The 19,547-nt window shown below is 70.2% G+C and carries 19 protein-coding genes; 11 read left to right on the top strand and 8 right to left on the bottom strand.

Annotated features, from left to right (window positions below; translation table 11 throughout):
• The first annotated feature begins 141 nt into the window (after window positions 1–141).
• The 3 genes from HEP75_RS16950 (at window position 142) to HEP75_RS16940 (ending at window position 6,249) form a co-directional block, all read left to right on the top strand.
• Complete coding sequence (locus HEP75_RS16950; RefSeq protein ID WP_185824277.1) at window positions 142–2,382, top strand: DUF1631 domain-containing protein; 2,241 nt, start codon at window positions 142–144, stop codon at window positions 2,380–2,382.
• A gap of 224 nt (window positions 2,383–2,606) precedes the next feature.
• The gene (locus tag HEP75_RS16945) at window positions 2,607–4,934 is read left to right on the top strand and encodes a DUF1631 domain-containing protein (protein WP_185824276.1); all 2,328 of its coding nucleotides are present in this window, start codon (window positions 2,607–2,609) and stop codon (window positions 4,932–4,934) included.
• A gap of 235 nt (window positions 4,935–5,169) precedes the next feature.
• On the top strand, window positions 5,170–6,249 hold the full coding sequence (locus HEP75_RS16940) for an NAD(P) transhydrogenase subunit alpha (RefSeq protein WP_185820886.1): 1,080 nt from the start codon (window positions 5,170–5,172) through the stop codon (window positions 6,247–6,249).
• Window positions 6,250–6,727: 478 nt separating this feature from the next.
• On the opposite strand, the gene HEP75_RS16935 is transcribed toward HEP75_RS16940, so the two are convergent.
• Genes HEP75_RS16935 through HEP75_RS16925 form a run of 3 tightly spaced genes read right to left on the bottom strand, consistent with a single transcriptional unit; the run spans window position 6,728 to window position 8,123 of the window.
• Window positions 6,728–7,210 carry a DUF3106 domain-containing protein gene (locus HEP75_RS16935; RefSeq protein ID WP_185824275.1) on the bottom strand — a complete coding sequence of 161 codons (483 nt, stop codon included), beginning with the start codon at window positions 7,208–7,210 and terminating at the stop codon, window positions 6,728–6,730.
• 5 nt (window positions 7,211–7,215) lie between these two features.
• Window positions 7,216–7,572 carry a hypothetical protein gene (locus HEP75_RS16930; protein WP_185826637.1) on the bottom strand — a complete coding sequence of 119 codons (357 nt, stop codon included), beginning with the start codon at window positions 7,570–7,572 and terminating at the stop codon, window positions 7,216–7,218.
• 38 nt (window positions 7,573–7,610) lie between these two features.
• Window positions 7,611–8,123: an RNA polymerase sigma factor gene (locus HEP75_RS16925; protein WP_255423809.1), complete on the bottom strand. Its 513-nt coding sequence runs from the start codon at window positions 8,121–8,123 to the stop codon at window positions 7,611–7,613.
• Window positions 8,124–8,361: 238 nt separating this feature from the next.
• Here HEP75_RS16925 and HEP75_RS16920 point away from each other — a divergent pair, with 238 nt between their 5' ends.
• A complete protein-coding gene (locus tag HEP75_RS16920; protein WP_185813769.1) occupies window positions 8,362–8,661 on the top strand; it encodes an NAD(P) transhydrogenase subunit alpha in 300 nt (99 codons plus the stop codon).
• On the top strand, window positions 8,658–10,112 hold the full coding sequence (locus tag HEP75_RS16915) for an NAD(P)(+) transhydrogenase (Re/Si-specific) subunit beta (protein ID WP_185824273.1): 1,455 nt from the start codon (window positions 8,658–8,660) through the stop codon (window positions 10,110–10,112). Before HEP75_RS16920 ends, HEP75_RS16915 begins: the two co-directional genes overlap by 4 nt.
• A gap of 104 nt (window positions 10,113–10,216) precedes the next feature.
• Here HEP75_RS16915 and HEP75_RS16910 read toward each other — a convergent pair whose 3' ends face one another.
• Window positions 10,217–10,636 carry a hypothetical protein gene (locus tag HEP75_RS16910; protein WP_185813767.1) on the bottom strand — a complete coding sequence of 140 codons (420 nt, stop codon included), beginning with the start codon at window positions 10,634–10,636 and terminating at the stop codon, window positions 10,217–10,219.
• A gap of 106 nt (window positions 10,637–10,742) precedes the next feature.
• On the opposite strand from HEP75_RS16910, the gene sufT reads away from it, so the two are divergent.
• The 3 genes from sufT to HEP75_RS16895 all read left to right on the top strand — a co-directional run bounded on the left by sufT (window position 10,743) and on the right by HEP75_RS16895 (window position 14,841).
• Window positions 10,743–11,294 carry a putative Fe-S cluster assembly protein SufT gene (gene sufT / locus HEP75_RS16905; protein ID WP_185820882.1) on the top strand — a complete coding sequence of 184 codons (552 nt, stop codon included), beginning with the start codon at window positions 10,743–10,745 and terminating at the stop codon, window positions 11,292–11,294.
• A gap of 99 nt (window positions 11,295–11,393) precedes the next feature.
• Complete coding sequence (locus HEP75_RS16900; protein ID WP_185824272.1) at window positions 11,394–12,494, top strand: branched-chain amino acid aminotransferase; 1,101 nt, start codon at window positions 11,394–11,396, stop codon at window positions 12,492–12,494.
• 583 nt (window positions 12,495–13,077) lie between these two features.
• Complete coding sequence (locus HEP75_RS16895) at window positions 13,078–14,841, top strand: S8 family peptidase (protein WP_185824271.1); 1,764 nt, start codon at window positions 13,078–13,080, stop codon at window positions 14,839–14,841.
• Window positions 14,842–15,159: 318 nt separating this feature from the next.
• Here the strand turns inward: HEP75_RS16895 and ybaK are convergent, their stop codons facing one another.
• The 4 genes from ybaK to wrbA all read right to left on the bottom strand — a co-directional run bounded on the left by ybaK (window position 15,160) and on the right by wrbA (window position 17,166).
• Window positions 15,160–15,633: a Cys-tRNA(Pro) deacylase gene (ybaK, locus tag HEP75_RS16890; RefSeq protein WP_185824270.1), complete on the bottom strand. Its 474-nt coding sequence runs from the start codon at window positions 15,631–15,633 to the stop codon at window positions 15,160–15,162.
• A 6-nt stretch (window positions 15,634–15,639) separates the two neighbouring features.
• Window positions 15,640–16,125 (bottom strand): asparaginase domain-containing protein, encoded by a 486-nt coding sequence (locus tag HEP75_RS16885; protein ID WP_185813762.1) that lies wholly within the window; start codon window positions 16,123–16,125, stop codon window positions 15,640–15,642.
• A 79-nt stretch (window positions 16,126–16,204) separates the two neighbouring features.
• Window positions 16,205–16,573, bottom strand: a complete 369-nt coding sequence (locus tag HEP75_RS16880; RefSeq protein WP_064539501.1) for a DUF2069 domain-containing protein — start codon at window positions 16,571–16,573, stop codon at window positions 16,205–16,207.
• On the bottom strand, window positions 16,570–17,166 hold the full coding sequence (gene wrbA, locus HEP75_RS16875) for an NAD(P)H:quinone oxidoreductase (protein WP_003472251.1): 597 nt from the start codon (window positions 17,164–17,166) through the stop codon (window positions 16,570–16,572). The genes HEP75_RS16880 and wrbA overlap by 4 nt, the downstream gene beginning before the upstream one ends.
• 80 nt (window positions 17,167–17,246) lie before the next feature.
• Here wrbA and HEP75_RS16870 point away from each other — a divergent pair, with 80 nt between their 5' ends.
• Genes HEP75_RS16870 through HEP75_RS16860 form a run of 3 tightly spaced genes read left to right on the top strand, consistent with a single transcriptional unit; the run spans window position 17,247 to window position 19,419 of the window.
• Window positions 17,247–18,521, top strand: coding sequence for a YihY family inner membrane protein (locus tag HEP75_RS16870; RefSeq protein WP_185824269.1), 1,275 nt, complete (start codon window positions 17,247–17,249; stop codon window positions 18,519–18,521).
• A 38-nt stretch (window positions 18,522–18,559) separates the two neighbouring features.
• Window positions 18,560–19,153 (top strand): TlpA disulfide reductase family protein, encoded by a 594-nt coding sequence (locus HEP75_RS16865; protein ID WP_255424110.1) that lies wholly within the window; start codon window positions 18,560–18,562, stop codon window positions 19,151–19,153.
• Window positions 19,153–19,419 carry an acylphosphatase gene (locus tag HEP75_RS16860; protein ID WP_185824268.1) on the top strand — a complete coding sequence of 89 codons (267 nt, stop codon included), beginning with the start codon at window positions 19,153–19,155 and terminating at the stop codon, window positions 19,417–19,419. Before HEP75_RS16865 ends, HEP75_RS16860 begins: the two co-directional genes overlap by 1 nt.
• Window positions 19,420–19,547 lie beyond the last annotated feature (128 nt).

The raw sequence follows: 19,547 nt of genomic DNA, 5'->3' as shown, positions 1-19,547 counted from the left end.
GGGGCGGGCGCCGAATTATAGTCGCGTGCCCAAAAGCGGCAGCGGATGCCGCGGTTACACGGAGAGTCAAGCTTCATCCTCGATCTGCCGCTAACTTCCGAATTGACGTCGGTCTCACTTGCGCTTGCGTATCACACTGCCATGACAATCGCCGAATATGCCGAGGAGCTGCTGCCCAGCCGCAACTCGGACCTGCTCGACCAGGTCCGGGACGTGGTGTCGGTGCCGCTTGCCGAGGCGTTCGGCGAGGTGCTGGACGTGCTCGCCGATGCGCTGTTCCGCATGGCCGAGCGTGCGGGGCCGACCCAGAACGACTATTTCGAGGCGATCCAGTTGCTGCGGCAGCAGCGCGAACCGATCGCGGCGCGCTTCCGCGGCCACCTGGCGCAGGCCTGGCAGGCGCTGGAAGCCGGCCGCCCGCTGTCGGTGGAACGCACCCTGGCGCGCGAGCGCGGCGACCTGAGCCTGGTCTCCGAACAGGAACTGGACGTGCGCCTGGCGGTGCGCAACCTGGCCGGCGCGATCCAGCACCGCTGGCGCCCGGAACTGATGCGGCTCAACCGCTTCCTCGGCTTCATCGCCGGTGGCCAGCGCATCGATGCCGACAACAACCCGTTCGGTCCAGAGCACATCGGCGCGGCGGTGTATGCGGCGCTGCACGGGCTGGTGCTGGCGCCGCAGGTGCAACTGGCGATCGTCAAGATCTGCGAGCAGGAACTGCAGGAGCGGGTCGGCGAGTTGTACGCGCGGCTGGAGCAGCGCCTGGATCAGGTCGCGCGGGCACGTTCGCTGCCGCTGGGGCGCACCCGCCGCCGCGCCATCCCGCGCAACGGCGCCAGCGGCGACGACGCGGCGCCGGACTGGATCAGCCGCTTCTTCGAGAGCTGGCATGCCGCCGTGCCGCTGTCGGCCGCGCAGCGCCGCGCCGCGCGCGTGCTGGACGCGCACGCCCGCGACGACCATGAGGTGCTGCCGCCGGCGCTGCGCGCCTTGCTGCACGAGGCGCAGCCGGTCGCGCCGGAATCCACCGCCGATACGCGCCGCAGCCTGTCGCCGCGCGAGCTGCTGTCGGTGCTGTCGCTGCTGCAGACCACGCCGCTGGCCGGCTTCGCCGCGATCGTCGAACACCGCGAACCGCTGGCGCAGGGGCTGCGCCGGCAGGTGGTGGCGATCGGCGCGTCGCTGGGGCTGGATCCGGCCAGCACGCGCCTGGAGCCGGCCGATGCGGACACGCTGGACCTGGTCGGCCTGCTGTTCGAGGTCATGCTCGACGAATGCCTGCTGCAGCCGGCGCAACGCGACCTGCTCGGGCAGATGCTGGTGCCGCTGGCCAAGGTGGCGCTGATCGACGGCCGCCTGTTCGTGCGCGATGGACATCCGGCGCGGCGCCTGCTCAACCTGCTGGCCGACGCCTGCGACGGCAATGCCGGCGACAGCGCGATCGAGCAGGTGCTGCTGGCGCAGGCGCAGGGGGTGGTGGAACGGGTGGTGAGCGATTTCGACGAACACCTGGCGGTGTTCCTGACCCTGGAGGCGGAATTCGGCAGCGCCTACGAGCAGTACCGGCGCCGGGTGGAGATCGCCGAGCGCCGCGCGGCCGAACTGCAGCGCGCCGAGGAGCGCCGCGACAAGGCACGGCGCCTGGCCGCACAGGCCGTGGACGAACGCGTGCAGGGCGACGCGGACGGGACCGCCTTGCCGGAACCGATCGAGACCTTCCTGCGCCAGCCGTGGTGCCAATACCTGCAGCAGTCGGCACTGCGCGACGACGGCCATGGCGCGGCGGTGAGCGCGGCGCTGGCGCTCGGCGACGCGGTGCTGGCGCAATGCCAGCAGGCGCAGACCGGCGGCGGCGTGCCGGCGGGCGGCTGGCTGCAGACGCAGCGCGCCGAACTGCTGCGGCTGTGGACCAGCGTCGGCCTGGACGCGGCCGCCGCCGAGGCCGCCTGGCTGGGCTTGCAGGCGGCCCTGGACGATGTGGCGCATGCGCGTCCGCTGCAGGTGCCGGCACCCGCGCCTGCGGTCGTCGCTGCCGAGACGCCGGCGGCCGAGTCCGTGCCGGCATTGCCCGAGCCGGCGCAGGCGACCGATTTCGACCACACCACCGCCGAGTATTTCCGCACCCTGGCGATGGGCACCTGGCTGGACTTCGTCGATCGCGAAGGACGCGTGCAGCCGGGCAAGTTGTCCTGGGTCAGCCCGATCTCGTCGCGGCTGATGTTCGTCAACCGCCGCGGCGGCCGCCTGTGCGTCGCCTCGCCGGAGGCGCTGGCGATGATGGTGCAGCTGGATCGCCTGCGCCTGCATCGCGACGACGATGCGTTCTATAGCGCGATGCAGGGGGCGGTGGACCGGTTGGAGCGGGTCGCGGTCGCGGCCTGAACGCGCCCGCGCCCCGGACGTTTGGCACGGTCTTGCAGGTGGCGTTACGCAAAGACCGCCTAGGATGACGGACGAGGTCACGTTCCGGAGCGTAAAATGTGTAGCGCGTCACGGTTGCTGTTCAGGTACCTTGCCTACCATGCAGAGGCGGAAACAGGGGCCGTGTCCGTTCGACTTCCTTTTACTCTTTTCCTAGCGCCGTTCCCGGCGCGGAGCCTTCGCGCATGAGTTTCAGCCCCAGCTCGCCGCACGCACATCCCGCGCGCGACCCGCATCTGCTGATGCAGGCGCGCGACGGCATGCTGCCGGTGCTGGGGCAAGCGTTCGCCGCCGCGCTGGCGCATTTCGACGATGTCCTGTTCGATCGCGCCGAGAGCGCCGGCTCGTCGCAGCTGCTGTTCCTGGACGGCATGCGCGAGCTGCGCCGCCGCCGCGACGAAATCGGCGTGCGCTTCCGTGCGCAACTGGACCAGGCCTGGCAGGCGCTGGAAGCCGGCACGCCGCTGTCGGCCGAAGTGGCGCTGGCCGGCTACGGCCAGGGCCTGAGCCTGGTGTCCGAACACGAACTGGAATCGCGGTTGGCGGTGCGCAACCTGGCCAGCGTGCTGCTGCGCGAGTGGAAACCGGTGCTCAGCCGCATCGACCGCCGCTTGGGCTGGATCGCCGGCGGCCTGGAACTGGACGCCGACACCAATCCGGTCGGCCCCGAACACATCGGCGTCGCCGTGCATGCCGCGTTCTCCACCAGCGATTTCGCGCCGGAAGTGCGGCTGGTGCTGATCAAGCTGTGCGAGCGCGACCTCACCGGCGGTATCGGCAAGCTCTACCAGGAGCTGGACGACAGCCTGGCGCGGGCCGGGGTGATGCCGGAAATCTCGCGGCCGCGCCCGCCACCGCCGCCGCGGCGCGCGCCGCCGCCGGAAGAGCGCCAGGCCCGCGGCGACAACTCCGGGTTCGGCGAGGACGGCGGCGCTGCCGGCGAGGCAGGCGAGTACGACGAGCAGTACGCGCCGGCCTGGGCCAGCCGTTTCGTCGACCGCTGGGCCGAGAGCCGCGGCCGCCTGCAGGCCACCGACGGCTACGCCGAGGCCGGCGCCAACCTGCCCGGCGGCAGCCAGGGCGTGCTGCTGGAGGCGCTGCACGAACTGTTGCAGCAGACCCGCAGCGTGCGCGAGAACGCCACCTCCGCGGCCAGCGCCGCGGTCGGCCAGCAGCGCTCGTTGAGCCAGCGCGAGATGATCTCGGTGCTGTCGCTGCTGCAGGCCACGCCCAGCGCCACACTGCGCGCGGCGATCGGCGACGACGGCGAATCGCTGGCGCAGCGGCTGAAAAGCGAAGTGCTGTCCAACGCCACCCAGTTCGGCGTGGACCCGGCGCATGCGCGGCTGGATCCGGTCGACGAAGATGCGATCGATCTGGTCGGCATGCTGTTCGACGTGATGCTCGACGAGCGCGACCTGGAAGGGCGCTCGCGCGAACTGATCGGGCGCCTGGTGGTGCCGTTCGTCAAGGTCGCGCTGCTGGACCGGCGCATGTTCGTGCAGAAGACCCACCCGGCGCGGCGCCTGCTCAACTCGCTGGCCGAGGCCTGCGAGGGCAATACCGGCGAGAGCCCGGCCGAGCGCGTGCTGATGGGCAAGGTCGAGGAAATCATCGAGCGGCTGGTCGCCGAGTTCAACGAGAACCTGGCGATCTTCCTGACCCTGGAAGAGGAATTCCGCGAGTTCCTGGCCCAGCACCGGCGCCGCATCGAGATCGCCGAGCGCCGCGCCGCCGAGACCCAGCGCGGCCAGGAAAAGCTGGAACTGGCCCGGCAGCGCGCCGAGGCCGAACTGCAGGTGCGCTTGCAGGGGCGGCAGCTGCCGCGCGCGCTGGACGACTTCCTGCGCCAGCCGTGGCAGCACCACCTGACCATGGCGGTGCTGCGCGAGGGCGAGGACGGCGCCGGCGTGCGCGACGCGCTGGCGCTGGCCGACGGCCTGCTCGAGGAAGCGGCCGAGGCGCAGCGGCACATCGTCGGCAAGCCCTGGCTGCAGGCCTGGCAGGGACCGTTGACCAAGGTCTTCGCCAGCGTGGGCCTGCATGCCGAGGCCGCCGCGTCGGCGATCAACGTGCTGCACGACACGCTGCAGGCGGTCGCCGAGCTGCGTCCGGAACTCGAGCGCCCGCTGCCGGAACTGCCGCAGGTGACGCTGCCGCAACCGCCGGTGCAGGAGGCGCAGCCGGTGGAGGTCACCGCCGCGGAGACGGTCGAGGATTACGACAACGCCGACGCCGACCGCTTCCGCGCGATGCCGATCGGCACCTGGCTGGACTTCATCGACCGCGACGGCAAGGTGCAGACCGGCAAGCTGTCGTGGGTCAGCCCGATCTCGGCGCGGCTGCTGTTCGTCAACCGCCGCGGCGTGCGCTTCTGCGTGGCCTCGCCGGAAGAACTGGCGGTGATGGTGCGGCTGGGCCGGCTGCGCAGCCACATCAACGACGGCGCCTTCGACAGCGCGATGCAGGGCGTCATCGACCGGCTCGACCCGCAGAACGCGACGCTGCACTGAGGGCCGTTGGCGCGAGGCGGATGGATCCTGCCTCGCCGCCTTCCCAGGCTCCGCGCGCGCTGCGCATGCCCTTGTAGGAGCGGCTTCAGCCGCGACCAGGCTTTCTGGGGAATGCTGTCGCGGCTGAAGCCGCTCCTACAAATGCCGTCGACGAACCGTTCGCCCGGCGCTGCCATCGCCGCGCGGACCCTGTAGCATCGGCGCCGACTAGGGCGGGCAACGCATGGGGAATCGCATGGCAGTGCAGGTGCTGGTGGTGAAGGAATCGGCGCACGGCGAACGCCGCGTGGCGGCGACGCCGGAGACGGTGAAGAAGCTGGTCGCGCTCGGCGCGCAGGTGCATGTCGAACCCGGTGCCGGCGTGTCCGCCGGCTTCGTCGATGCGGCCTATCTCGCGGCTGGCGCGCAGCTCGCCGATGCCGCGACCCCGGCGCAGGCCGATCTGGTGCTGTGCGTGCAGCCGCTGCCGGTCGTCGCACTGAACCAGCTCAAGCCCGCCGCCGGCGTGGTCGGCATCCTGCAGCCGCAGGCCGATCCGGCGCGTGCCGAGGCGATGCAGGCGCGGCAGCTGGTCGCCTTCCCGCTGGAGCGGTTGCCGCGCACCACCCGCGCCCAGGCGATGGACGTGCTCAGCTCGCAGGCCGGCATGGCCGGCTACAAGGCCACCCTGATCGCCGCGCAGCTAGCGCCGCGCTTCTTCCCGATGCTGACCACCGCCGCCGGCACCATCCGCCCGTCCAAGGTGCTGATCGTCGGCGCCGGCGTCGCCGGCCTGCAGGCCATCGCCACCGCCAAGCGCCTGGGCGCGCAGGTCGAAGGCTTCGACGTGCGCCCGGAGACACGCGAGCAGATCGAATCGCTGGGCGGCAAGTTCCTCGACCTGGGCGTCAGCGCGGCGGGCGAGGGCGGCTATGCGCGGCAGCTGACCGAGGAGGAGCGCGCCGAGCAGCAGCGGCGCCTGGCCGAGCACCTGAAAGGCATCGACGTGGTGGTCTGCACCGCCGCGGTGCCCGGACGGCCGGCGCCGAAGATCCTCAGCGCGGCGATGGTCGAGGGCATGAAGCCGGGCAGCGTGGTGGTGGACCTGGCCGCCGAGACTGGCGGCAACTGCGAACTGACCCGCCCCGGCGAAACCATCGAGCATGCCGGCGTGGTCGTCGCCGGCCCGCTCGACCTGGCCAGCATGGGCGCGGTGCACGCCAGCGAGATGTATGCGCGCAACGTCTACAACTTCGTCGCGCTGTTCCTGAAGGACGGCGCGATCGCCTACGACTGGGACGACGAGTTGCTGACCAAGACGCGCTGGACCGGTTGATCGGTCGATCGGCGCTGTCGGCCGCGTGCCGCGCCTGGCACGGCGGTCGGCACCGCGGCGCGCCGATGCGAACGTTGCCGGTGGCTCCAAGCGTTTTCTCCCGACATTCGCCGCATCGTGCAGGCCCTAATGACCTAATGAGGCAACGGTCAGGCGTCAGGCGACCTGCGGGAGCCAACTGTAGGAGCGACTTCAGTCGCGACGGGCATTACCGATAGCGCCTGTCGCGAACGATGGCTCAGGAGCCACCCGCAATCGCTCCCGCCACTGCAAAATCTCCCCGGGGGCAAGCCCCTGAGCCCACATGCTCGCGCATCCCGACTCCGACGATGGCGCGATGCAGACTGCTTTTCTATCGCGACGGATTCGATCGGCGGCCCGTGTCGCGATCGATGCTGCAGACCGGCCTTCAGTCGCGGCGGCGGCCTGCAGACAGCATGTAGAAAAGCATTGCCGCCTCGATGCGCTTACAGAACGGTCACCTGGAACCCGGCGCAGGCCTGGTGTCCTGGCTGGCATTGGCCTTGATCCAGGCGTCGCGCTGCTGCGGGGTCATCGCTTCCCAGCGATCGCGCAGCGCCTTGCGTTGCTCCGGCGGCAGCGCGCGCATGCGTTCGAACAGCACCCGCGCCTCTTCGCGCTGCTGCGGACTCATGTCTTCGTAGCGGCGTGCGCCCTTGCGCGCGCGTTCGCGCTGCTCCGGGGTCATGCTCTGCCAGCGTTGCGCGTGCTCGAACATCCTGCGCCGCTGTTGCGGAGAGTCGTTCCAGCGCTGGCGCATCGGCGCGATCAGCAGTTCGCGCTGCTGCGCGCTCAGGTGCTCCCAGTCCGGCAGCGGCGGACCCGCATCGGCGTCGGCATCCGACGGCGGTGGTGGCGGTGGCGGCGCGGCGAACGTCGCCAACGGGGTGGCGCCGGCCAGCAGGGCCAGCGCCAGGGACATGCGGATCAGGCGCTTCATCGTGTTCATTCCATCGCCAGCGAAGTATCGGAACCCAGCCACAGGTACAGGTCGGGGTTTTCGTCGAGCAGGCCGGCCACGGCGTCGTCGCTGTCGCCTTGCGCAGCGACGCTCGCCGACACCGCGGCCGCGGCGGGAACGCTGGCGACGCTCGCCGCCTGGACCGCGACCGGCAGCGTCGGGCGCAGCAGCAGATGCAGGCCGAAGGTGGCGCCTAGCAGGGCTGGCGCCGCCGCCAGCAGCCAGCCCCAGCGCCGCGCCGGGGCGGCGTGGGGGCGGCTGGCGGCGTGGCGGGCGGCGCGCAGTCGCGCCAGGGTCGGTGCCGGCAACGCCTGCAGCGAGGTCTGGTGCGCGCGGCGCATCTGCGCGTCGAACGCGGCCGAATGTGTGGGGTCGGGTTTCACCGGACGTCCTCCAGAAGTTTCTGCAACGCCTCGCGGGCGCGCGACAGATGGGTCTTGACCGAGCCTTCGGAGCAGCCCATCGCGCGTGCGGTGGTGGCCACGTCCAGCTCCTCGAGCACGCGCAGGGTGAAGGCCTCGCGCTGCCGCGCCGGCAGCGCGCGCAACGCCGTGACCAGCCGCGCATGCGTCTGCCGCTGCTCGTGGCGCTGCGCCGGCGTCGGGCCGTCGTCGGCCCAGTCCGGCTGGCTGTCCTCGCCGTGCTCGCTGGCCGGCGCCCAGAAACGCAGGCGGAAGCCGCGGCGGCGCTGCAGGTCGATGATGCGCCGGCGCAGGATGCTCCAGAACAGCGGGGTCCATTCCTGCGCCGGCCGCTCGCGGTAGGCGAGCAGCTTGATCATCGCGTCCTGCACCGCATCCAGCGCATCCTCGCGCTGGCGCAGGCCGGCCTCGGCGAAGCGGAACGCGCGCGGGCCGATCTCGGCCAGGAACGCGTCCAGCGACGCCGGCAGCGGACGTACGGGGTCGTCGCGGTCGAGATCGGTCGTCGGGGGTTCGAGGGCGGGCGTGCTCACCAGCACAGCTTAGCTTCCTGGCGCGGGGATACCGTGGAGAACGCATTGCCGCCGCCGCGGTTGACCTGGCGCCGGCCCGGTTCGCCGCCGCTTGCCGCCGCATACAGCCATCGCCCACCGATTCAGCACCCGGTTATGATTGCGGCGGTCGGGCGCGGCGCCCGGGAGAAGCGGAATGAGCGACGGTTTCGTGGCCTTGTACATCTTCATGCTGGCGGCCATCGCCGGGCATGTGATCATCTCGCGGGTGCCGGTGATCCTGCACACCCCGTTGATGTCCGGTTCCAACTTCATCCACGGCATCGTGCTGATCGGCGCGATGGTGGTGCTCGGCCATGCCGACACCACGCTGGAGAAGGCGGTGGGCTTCCTCGCGGTGCTGCTCGGTGCCGGCAACGCCGCCGGCGGCTACGTGGTCACCGAGCGCATGCTGGAGATGTTCAAGTCCAGCAAGAAGCCGGAGTCCAAGCCGTGACCCTGACCACTGCCGAGGCGCTGTCCTGGCTGGTGAAGGCCAGCTACCTGGTGGCCGCCACCCTGTTCCTGCTCGGTCTGCAGCGCATGGCCTCGCCCAAGACCGCGCGCAGCGGCATCCATTGGGCCGGGTTCGGCATGCTGCTGGCGACCGCGGCGACGTTTCTGCTGCCCGGCCTGCACAACCTGCCGCTGATCCTGCTGGCGATCGCGATCGGCACCGGCGCGGCCTGGATCTCGGCCAAGAAGGTCGCCATCACCGACATGCCGCAGATGGTCGCGCTGTACAACGGCATGGGCGGTGGTTCGGCCGCGGCGATCGGCGCGGTGGAATTGCTGCGCTTCTCGTTCCTGGCGCACCGCGACACCTCGCACTGGAGCGAGAGCGCGATCGCCGCGCTGGCCGCGCGCCAGCCCGACGCGACCACGCTGGCGCTGGCCATCGTCGGCTCGGCGATCGGCGCGATCTCGCTGTCCGGTTCGGTCATCGCCTGGGCCAAGCTCGACGGGCGGCTGGACAAGCGCGTCACCTTCCCCGGCCAACAGGCATTCAACCTGCTGGTGTTCGTGGCGATGCTGGGCCTGGGCGCCTGGGCCGCGATCGGACTCAGCCCGGTGGCGATCGTCGCCTTCTTCGCGGTGGCGCTGGCGCTTGGCGTGCTGATGACGCTGCCGATCGGCGGCGCCGACATGCCGGTGGTGATCTCGCTGTACAACGCCTTCACCGGCCTGGCGGTCGCATTCGAGGGTTACGTGCTGGGCAACGAGGCGCTGATCATCGCCGGCATGATGGTCGGCGCGGCCGGCATCCTGTTGACCCGACTGATGGCCAAGGCCATGAACCGGCCGATCAGCGGCGTGCTGTTCTCCAACTTCGGCGGCGGCGGCCAGGCGCAGGAGATCAGTGGCGCGCAAAAACCCATCGAGGCCGGCGACGTGGCGGCGATGATGGCCTATGCCGAGCGTGTGGTGATCGTGCCCGGCTACGGCATGGCGGTGGCGCAGGCGCAGCACAAGATCTGGGAGCTGGCGCAGCGGCTGATCGAGCGCGGGGTCAAGGTCAAGTTCGCGATCCACCCGGTGGCGGGGCGCATGCCCGGGCACATGAACGTGCTGCTGGCCGAAGCCGGCGTGCCCTACGACCTGATCGCCGACATGGACGACATCAATCCCGAGTTCCCCAGCACCGACGTGTCGCTGGTGATCGGCGCCAACGACGTGGTCAACCCGGTGGCCAAGACCGATCCGGCCAGCCCGATCTACGGCATGCCGATCCTGGACGTGGTCAATTCCAAGAACGTGGTGGTGATCAAGCGCGGCAAGGGCACCGGCTTTGCCGGGATCGAGAACGCGCTGTTCTACGCCGACAACACGCGCATGCTGTACGGCGACGGCGCCGAGGCGGCCGGCGCGCTGGTCAGCGAATTGAAGGCGCTCGACGGCGGGCATTGAACCGGCGCCGGCGATCGGTGCCCACGGATCGTGTCGCGGCTGAAGCCGCTCCTACAGGGCTTGCCGGCTCCCTGTAGGAGCGGCTTCAGCCGCGACCACTCCCCTCAACGCGCGCTGAAATAAGCCACGATCAGGCCGATCCCCAACCACAGCACGTCGCCGGGGCGGTTGGCCAGCACGGTCAGCGTCCACGCGTAGCGTGCGCCCAGTTTCAGCGACGAATCCCAGGTATCCAGGCCCAGCCCGGCGCCCACGTGCGCGGCGGCGATGCCCCAGTTGGCGGCGACGATCACCAGTGCGGTGGCCAGCACCGCCACGGCGATGCGCAGCTTGCCGCGCGGCAGCGTGCCCAGGCGCAGCATCCAGGAAACCTCCAGCGCCACCAGCACCGCCATCCAGCCGGATTGATGGCCCAGGCTCAGCGCGACCAGCATCCAGGCGATCAGGGCGGTGAAACAGCCCAGGCAGAGCAGCAAGGGCCATAGCCAGTGCGAAGTCCTGGCTGGCGTGGAAGAGGGCGGCATGCGATGTTCCCGGAGAATCCGCACAGGATACCCTTCGCCGCGTTCCCCGCGCACTCGGATAAACTGGACGACTTGCACCGGCGGGGCCAGCCCCCATATCGCCCCCATGTACTCACGCAGCAGCGAACCTGTCCAATTCGAACGCGATTGCGCGGCGGTGATGGTGCCGCAAGGCGACGCGGTGACCCTGCCGGCCGGCAGTTACGGCTACATCACCCAGGCGCTGGGCGGCAGCTACACCGTGTTCGTCGAAGGCAACCTGTTCCGCATCGCCGGCAAGGACGGCGACGCGATCGGCAAGGAGCCGCCGCCGGGCCTGGACCTGCCGGAGGGCGCCAGCGACGAGCAGGTCGAGGCGCTGATCTGGCAACAGCTGCGCACCTGCTTCGATCCGGAGATCCCGTTCAACATCGTCGACCTGGGCCTGGTCTACGAAGTCGACGTGCAGCCGCGCGAGGACGGCCAGCGCATGGTCGAGGTGAAGATGACGCTGACCGCGCCGGGCTGCGGCATGGGCGACATTCTGGTCGACGACGTGCGCAGCAAGCTGGAGCTGATCCCGACCATCGCCGAGGCCGATGTCGAACTGGTGTTCGATCCGCCGTGGGGCCGGCATATGATGTCCGAGGCCGCGCGCCTCGAAACCGGCATGCTCTGACCCGCGCGACTGCGCGACCTGGGGCCGGGACAAGGCGCCGCCGCTGCGCTCGGATGATGCAGCGGCACGGCCGTCCCTCGACTACCACAGGAAACCCCGGTGTCCGCTACCGAGCCGTCTTTGCAGTTCCGCCTGATCCCGTCCACCACCGCGCGCAGCGCCGATGCGCGCGCGCAGATCCTCGCCGCGCCGGGCTTCGGCAACTACTTCACCGACCACATGGTCGCCATCGAATGGGACCGCGAGCAGGGCTGGCATGACGCCCAGGTCCGCGCCTACGGCCCGCTGGCGCTGGATCCGGCCGCCTCGGTGCTGCACTACGGGCAGGAGATCTTCGAGGGCATCAAGGCCTACCGCCATGCCGACGGTTCGATCTGGACCTTCCGCCCGGACGCCAACGGCAGGCGCCTGCAGCGCTCGGCGCAGCGCCTGGCGCTGCCGGAGCTGCCGGTGGAGCTGTTCGTCGAATCGCTGCGCCAGCTGATCGCGGTCGATGCCGCGTGGGTGCCGTCGGCGCCGGAGACCAGCCTGTATTTCCGCCCCTTCATGATCGCCAACGAGGCGTTCCTGGGCGTGCGCGCGGCGCAGAAGGCCGGCTACTACGTCATCGCCAGCCCCGCTGGCGCCTACTTCGCCAAGGGCGTGGCGCCGGTGGCGATCTGGCTGTCCACCGACTACGCGCGCGCGGCCAAGGGCGGCACCGGCGCGGCCAAGTGCGGCGGCAACTACGCCGCCTCGCTGCTGCCGCAGCAGCAGGCGCAGGCGCAGGGCTGCTCGCAGGTGCTGTTCCTGGATCCGGTCGAGGGCAAGTATCTGGAAGAGCTGGGCGGCATGAACGTGTTCCTGGTGATGCGCGACGGCAGCCTGGTCACCCCGGTGCTGTCCGGCAGCATCCTCGAGGGCATCACCCGCGACAGCATCCTGCAGTTGGCGCGCGATCGCGGCATGAACGTGGTCGAGCGCCAGGTGACCATCGACGAGTGGCGCGACGGCGTGGCCTCCGGCGCTATCGCCGAGATCTTCGCCTGCGGCACTGCCGCGGTGGTGACCCCGATCGGGCAGCTGAAGGGTAAGGATTTCGCAGTCGGCGACCTGACCGCGCCGGCTGGCCCGGTGACCCTGTCGCTGCGCCAGGAACTGACCGACATCCAGTACGGCCGCGTGGCCGACCGCCACGGCTGGCTGCTGCGGCTGGGCTGAGCCCAGGCGTTCTTCTCGCCTGTCGGTACTACTGACGGGCGCCGAGCTGGGCGTGGCGCAGGCTGCGCCCAGCTTCCGATCCGCGGGGGCATCGTCCGTTCCCGGAGACGCCATGGGCGGCCTGTCAGGCCCGACCCGGCAGATCGTCCGGCTCGCGCGTTCGCGCATCGGCGCGGCTTCCCCAATGCGCGCCGCTACCCGGCGCTACCGCTTCGCAGGCATTCGCTGGCCCTGCCGCTGTCCTGCGGCCTGCTTCTGCGTACGGGAGGCTGTCCGCATTGGCGCGTGACCACGCCGCGCCGCGCAAAAATGTCCCAGGACTGTCTTCTCGAGCCATCGGCGTTGCCGTCGCGTCGCAAAAAACGTAAGCGAAGTCTGCCTTTATGTTGACCATCGTCACGCTTATGGGTTTTGGACGATAAGAATTTCGTCCATACGCGTCTGTATTGGGATAGCGTCGGATGAACGGCTGGCAACAGGGGGCCGGCCTGGGAGTCGCGCCGCATTCGGATTCAGTGCCTGTTTAGGCATCCGCAGCGCGAAAATCGCCGTCAGGTGGCAATCAACGAAAAGGAAGTTCCGAATGTCCGAAATTTCGCAACGTGGTTCGCGCCAGCGTCCTTGGCTGATCGTGCTGGGAGCGTCCGCATTGACTTCGCTGTTGCTGGCGACGCCGGCATTCGCCGGCGACGTCAACCTCTCCGGGCTGACCGCCGAGCCCACCGTGCAACGTTTCATCGTCAAGACCCGCGATGCCGCCCCCATCAGCATCGCCAGTACGTCCGCCGCCGCCACTTCGGCGTCGCTGCGCGCGACGCTGCAATCGGTGGCCGCGGCGATGCCGGCCAAGAACGGTCGCGCGCTGGGGCTGACCAGCCTGCGCCGCCTGGCGGTGGGCCCGGAAGTGATCAAGGCCGACCGGCCTTTGGACCGCACCGAAGCCGAGACGCTGATGCGCCAGCTGGCCGCCGATCCGAACGTGGAATACGTCGAAGTCGACCAGCGCATGACCATCGCGCTGACTCCGAACGATCCAAGCTTGTCCAACCAATGGGCCTTCGGCACCACCACCGCCGGCATCAACGTACGCCCGGCCTGGGACCAGGCAACCGGCACCGGCGTGGTCGTGGCGGTGATCGATACCGGCATCACCAGCCATCCGGACCTCAACGCCAACATCCTGCCCGGCTACGATTTCATCAGCGATGCGACCGGCGCGCGCGACGGTAACGGCCGCGACAGCAACCCGGCCGACGAAGGCGACTGGTCGGCGGCCAACGAGTGCTATTCCGGTTCGCCGGCGTCCAATTCCAGCTGGCATGGCACCCACGTGGCCGGCACCATCGCCGCGTTGACCAACAACAGCACCGGTGTGGCCGGTACCGCCTTCAATGCCAAGATCCTGCCGGTGCGCGTGCTCGGCAAGTGCGGCGGCTACACCTCCGACATCGCCGACGCGATCACCTGGGCCTCCGGTGGCACCGTCAGCGGCGTGCCGGCCAACACCACCCCGGCCGAAGTGATCAACATGTCGCTGGGCGGCAGCGGTACCTGCTCGACCACCTATCAGAACGCGATCAACGGCGCGGTCGGTCGCGGCACCACCGTGGTGGTGGCGGCCGGCAACAGCTCGGCCAACGTCTCCACCTCTGTGCCGGCCAACTGCGCCAACGTGATCGCGGTAGCCGCGACCACCTCATCGCGGGCCAAGGCCAGCTACTCGAACTACGGCACCGGCATCGACATCTCCGCGCCGGGCTCGAGCATCCAGTCCACGCTCAACTCCGGCACCACCACGCCCGGCAGCGCCAGTTACGCGTCCTACAACGGCACCTCGATGGCGGCGCCGCACGTGGCCGGCGTGGTCGCGCTGATGCAGTCGGTCGCCTCGACCCCGCTGACCCCGGCGCAGGTGGAGAGCACCATCAAGAGCACTGCGGCCAGCTTCTCCTGCTCGCAGGGCTGCGGCGCCGGCCTGCTCGACGCCAACGCCGCGGTGACCGCTGCGCTGGGCGGCGGTACCACCACGCCTCCCACCGGCAACACGCTGCAGGACGGCGTGCCGGTCGCCGGGCTCGGCGCCAGCAGCGGCTCGGAGCTGAACTACACCGTGACGGTGCCGTCCGGGGTCAGTTCGCTGACCGTCACCATCTCCGGCGGCAGCGGCGATGCGGACCTGTACGTGCGGCTGGGCAGCGCGCCGACCGACAGCACCTATGGATGCCGCCCGTATCTCAACGGCAACAACGAGACCTGCACCTTCAACGCGCCCAGCGCCGGTACCTATTACGTGCGGCTCAAGGCGTACAGCACGTTCTCGGGCGTCACCCTGACCGCGAACTACTGATCCGCCCGCTGCGTGGCGCGCGCCTGTATGGCCGCGCCGCGCAGGCATCGGCAACCGCACGCAGCGGCAGGGCAGGACGCCCTGGACGTTGCGGACACGACAGCCCCGCGCCTCGGCGCGGGGCTTTTTTGTTGTCGTGGGTTCCGATCCGCGCGCTGGTTGCGCAGTTGCCGGTGGTCGAAGTGGGGCGCAGGCATGGCGGCCCTTTTCGCTTGCGTTCGCTACCTGCCGCCATGCCGCTGCGGATGCGGTCGACGCAGCCGCTGCTGCATTCTTCGCGCGTGCCATGCGGCCCACGCCGTTGCCGCGGCTGACGCGTCACTCGCACAGGTCGCAGGCGCGCGCCTGCAGCACGTCCAGCACCTGCTCAGCGGCGATTTCGACCAGCAGTCCACGCTGCCCGGCGTTGAACCACACGCTGCCCGGGGCCAGCGCCGATTGCTCGACCAGCACCGGCGCCGGCCGCTGCTGGCCCAGCGGGCTGATGCCGCCGACCTTGTAGCCGCTGCGACGCTCGGCCTCGGCCACCTCCATCATCCGCGCCGCTTTGCCAGCGCCGGCCGCAGCGAGCTTCTTCAGCTGCACGCGGCGATCGGACGGCACCACCACGCACACGGCGTTGCTGTCGATCCAGGCCATCAGGCTCTTCAGCACCCGCGCCGGTGGCAGGCCGAGCGCCTGCGCGGCCTGCAGGCCCTTGGCGCCGGCTTCGGCTTCGTAGTCGTAGGGATGCAGGCGATAGGCGACGCCGGCCGCGTCCAATGCCCGGGTTGCGCGGGTGGCCTTGGACATCGCGGCTCAGACCGGCTCGAAGCGGTTCGCGGCCACGTTCTTGCGCACCTTCTGCGGGTCCCAGATCTGCCCGTTCATGGCGATGTAGACCCCGGCCGGCAGCGACTGCACCGCGCCGACCGCGCAGCCGATGTTGAATTCGGCATCGGAGCCGCGGAACCGTGCCGGGTTCAGCGCGCCGGTCATCACGATGGTCTTGTCCGGGATCGTCTGCAGCACCTTGCCGGTCTGCACCATCGAGTCGGTGCCGTGGGTGAGCAGCACGTGGCGCGCGGACTGCGCGGCGACGGTGGCGCGGATCAGCTCGCGGTCCTCGTCGGTGATGTGCAGCGAGTCCTTGCGGATGATCGGGATCACGCTGAAGCGGAAGGTCACGCCCAGTTCCTTGAGGATCTGGCCGATCTGCGGATCGCCGATCTGGTAGTCGGACTTGTCGTCGAAATAGATCTTGTCGATCGTGCCGCCGGTGGTGACGATCAGGAGTTCTTCCATTGCCGGTTCCTAGAGCATGACGGGGCGCGGCCGCGGTCGCGCAGGGCCGCCATGATACCGGCAGGCCGGCGGCGGCCGCTCAGGGCGTGCCGCCGCCGGACGCTTTGGCGCCGCGCTTGCGCGCGAAACGCGCGCGAATGCCGGGCGCGCTGGACAGGCCGATCGCCAGCAGCGCCAGCAGCAGTTCGGCCCAGGCGTAGGCGCGCTGCGGCGGGTGGCTCCAGGCGGCCATCACCCCGTGGCTGAACCAGAACAGCCCGAACACGCCGGCCCAGAAGCGCGCCACCGCCGAGCCGCGCAGCACGCCGATCGCCAGCAGCAACGGCGGCAGTGCGAACACCAGCAGCGCGGCGAGGCGGTGGCGGTCGTCGTGGAACCAGGCCGCGTACAACAGCGCCAACACCAGCAGCGTGGCTGCCAGCGCGTAACGCAGGCGGGCGGTGCTCATGGCGCCGCCAGGCGTTGCGCGATGCCGGCCAGGCGCCGGCCCAGCGCGCGCGCCAGCTGCGCTTCTTCCTCGCTGGGTTGCGGATCGTCGTCGGCGCCGGCGACGTGGCTGGCGCCGTACGGGGTGCCGCCGCTGCGCGTGCTGCTGAGCAGCGGTTCGGTATAGGGAATGCCGACGATCACGCAGCCGTGGTGCAGCAGCGGCAGGTGCATCGACAGCAGCGTGGCTTCCTGGCCGCCGTGCAGCGAGGCGGTGGAGGTGAACACCGCCGCCGGCTTGCCGGCCAGGGTGGCGCTGGCCCATTCGGCGCCGAGGCCGTCGATGAAGTGCTTGACCGGCGCGGCCATGTTGCCGAAGCGGGTCGGGCTGCCCAGGGCCAGGCCGACGCAGTCGCGCAGGTCGCTGGCATCCACGTACGGCGCGCCGCTGTCGGGCACCGGCGGCGCGCTGGCCTGGGTGACCGCGGCCACCGGCGGCACCGTGCGCAGGCGCGCGGCCATGCCGGGCACTTCGCCGACGCCGCGCGCGATCTGCCGCGCCAGGCGCGCCACCGAACCGCCACGGCTGTAGTACAGGACCAGGATCTCGGCCATGCGGCCCTCGCTTGCTTGCACCAGAACGGCCGCCAGTATCGGCGATGCCGGCATCCGTGCGCATCGGGTACCCTTGCCCGATGCAGCCTTTGGACACGGTCAATCTCTGGACGGAGCGGGTGCGCGACCGCGCGCGGATGCGCAGCTTCGCCGGGTTCCTGTGGCGGCGCTTCCTCGACGACCGCCTGTTCCAGGCCGCCGCCTCGCTGGCCTACACCACGATCTTCGCGCTGGTGCCGCTGGCGATGGTCGTGTTCGGCGTGCTCTCGGCGTTCCCGGTGTTCGACAAGTGGAGCGACCAGCTCAGCGACTACATCTTCTCCAACTTCGTGCCGGCCGCGGCGCGTTCGGTGGAAGCCTATCTGCGCCAGTTCTCGGCCAGCGCCGGGCAGCTGACCAGCGCCGGCACGATCGCGCTGATGGTGTCGCTGCTGATCACCTTGAACAGCGTCGAGCAGACCTTCAACCGGATCTGGCGGGTGGTCTCGGCGCGGCCGCGGCTGACCCGCTTCCTGGTGTACTGGACGGTGCTGACCCTGGGCGCGCTGCTGGCCGCGGCGTCGCTGGCGGCGTCGGCGCGGTTCTTCGCGCTGCCGCTGTTCCGCACCAGCGAAGGCCGGCTGCTGGCGCAGATGGCGCTGGGCCTGGCGCCGGTGCTGATCGAATTCGTCTGCATCACCCTGGTGTACCGGGTGGTGCCGCACCACACGGTCAAGCTGCGCCACGCGGTGCCCGGCGCGCTGCTGGCGGTGGCACTGCTGGAGCTGGTGAAGTGGGGGCTGAGCCTGTACCTGGGCAGCTTCCAGTCCTATCAGCGCATCTACGGCACGGTCGCGTTCGTGCCGATCTTCCTGCTGTGGACCTACCTGAGCTGGATCGGGATCCTGCTCGGGGCTTCGCTGGCGTCCTCGATCGCCGCCTTCCGCTACCAGCCGGCATCGATGCGGCTACCGGCCGGCTACGAGATCTACGGTTTGCTGCGCCTGCTCGGGCGCTTCGCGCAGGCGCGCAAGGACGGCCACGGCCTGCACGAGGATCAGATCCTGCAACTGGAGCCGATGCTGACCGATTCGCTGGTGCAGGAACTGCTGTGCGAACTGGAGCGCAGCCGCCTGCTCAGCCGCGCCGGGCATGGCGAATGGCTGCTGGCGCGCGACCTGGCCGACGTGCCGCTGACCGAACTCTACGAAAACTGCCAGCTGCGCATCCCGATCGCCGAAGCCTACCTGCCGTGCCGAGACGACGCGCTGGGGCAGGCGGCGTGGCGCGCGCTGGACGAATTGCGCATGCCGCTGCGCGACGTGCTGAAACGTCGCGTCGGCGATCTTTACACCGATATCGGAGACCTCGCATGACCCCGCGCATCCTGTTCCCGTTGTTCGCCGCTGCCGCGCTGCTGGCGGGCTGCGATCGGCATCCTTCGCCTGCCGATGGCGCCGCACCCGGCGCGCCTGCGCCCACGGCTCCCGCCGCCCCGGCGGCGCCTGCCGCGCCCGCTGCGCCGACCGCGCCCGCCGCTGGCGAAGGAGCGAACGTGGTGCAGGAAACCCGGCCGCAGCCGACGTTGAAGGTGAAGGCGGTGGACGGCAGCGACTACGACCTGGCCGCGCATCGCGGGCAGTGGGTGGTGGTGAACTTCTGGGCCACCTGGTGCGCGCCGTGCCTGAAGGAAATGCCGGAGCTGTCGGCGTTGCACGTGATGCGCGACAACATCGAAGTGGTGGGCCTGGCCTACGAGGACATCGAGCCGGCGGAGATGCAGGCGTTCCTGAAGGACCATCCGGTGGCCTACCCGGTGGCGATCCTCGACACCTACGCGCCGCCGGCCGATTTCGCCACGCCGCGCGGGTTGCCGATGACCTATCTGATCGCCCCGGACGGCAAGGTCGCCAAGCAGTTCCTGGGGCCGGTCAATGCGCACGACATCGAGGCGGCGATCGCCGCGGCCGGCGGCAAGGTCGCTGGCCAGGCGAAGGCCGCCGGCTGATGGCGGCGGCCCGCTTCCTGGTCGCCGGCCGGGTGCAGGGCGTGTATTTCCGCGCCTCCACCCGCGAACGCGCCTTGGCGTTGGGGCTGGATGGATACGCGCGGAACCTGGCCGATGGCCGCGTCGAGGTCGTGGCTTGCGGTGAGGCCGCGGCGCTGGAGGCGCTGGCCGAATGGCTGCGGCAGGGGCCGCCTGCGGCGCGGGTCGAGCAGGTGTTGCGCGAGTCTTGGCCGGAGCCGGTGGCGGCGGGCTTCGCGATCGGGTGACGTCGCGGAAATCATGGCAGCTCGCTGTGGGAGGGACTTCAGTCCCGATGAGGTCTTACCGGTAGCGTGTCGGGACTGAAGTCCCTTCTACATAACCGCGTGCCGCTGTGGAAGGAGTCAATCCGATC

This window comes from Xanthomonas sp. SI, from assembly GCF_014236855.1.
In the GTDB taxonomy this organism is placed as follows: domain Bacteria; phylum Pseudomonadota; class Gammaproteobacteria; order Xanthomonadales; family Xanthomonadaceae; genus Xanthomonas_A.
The sequence above is the reverse complement of the archived record's forward strand: the minus strand, read 5'-3'. Positions and strand labels throughout refer to the sequence as shown.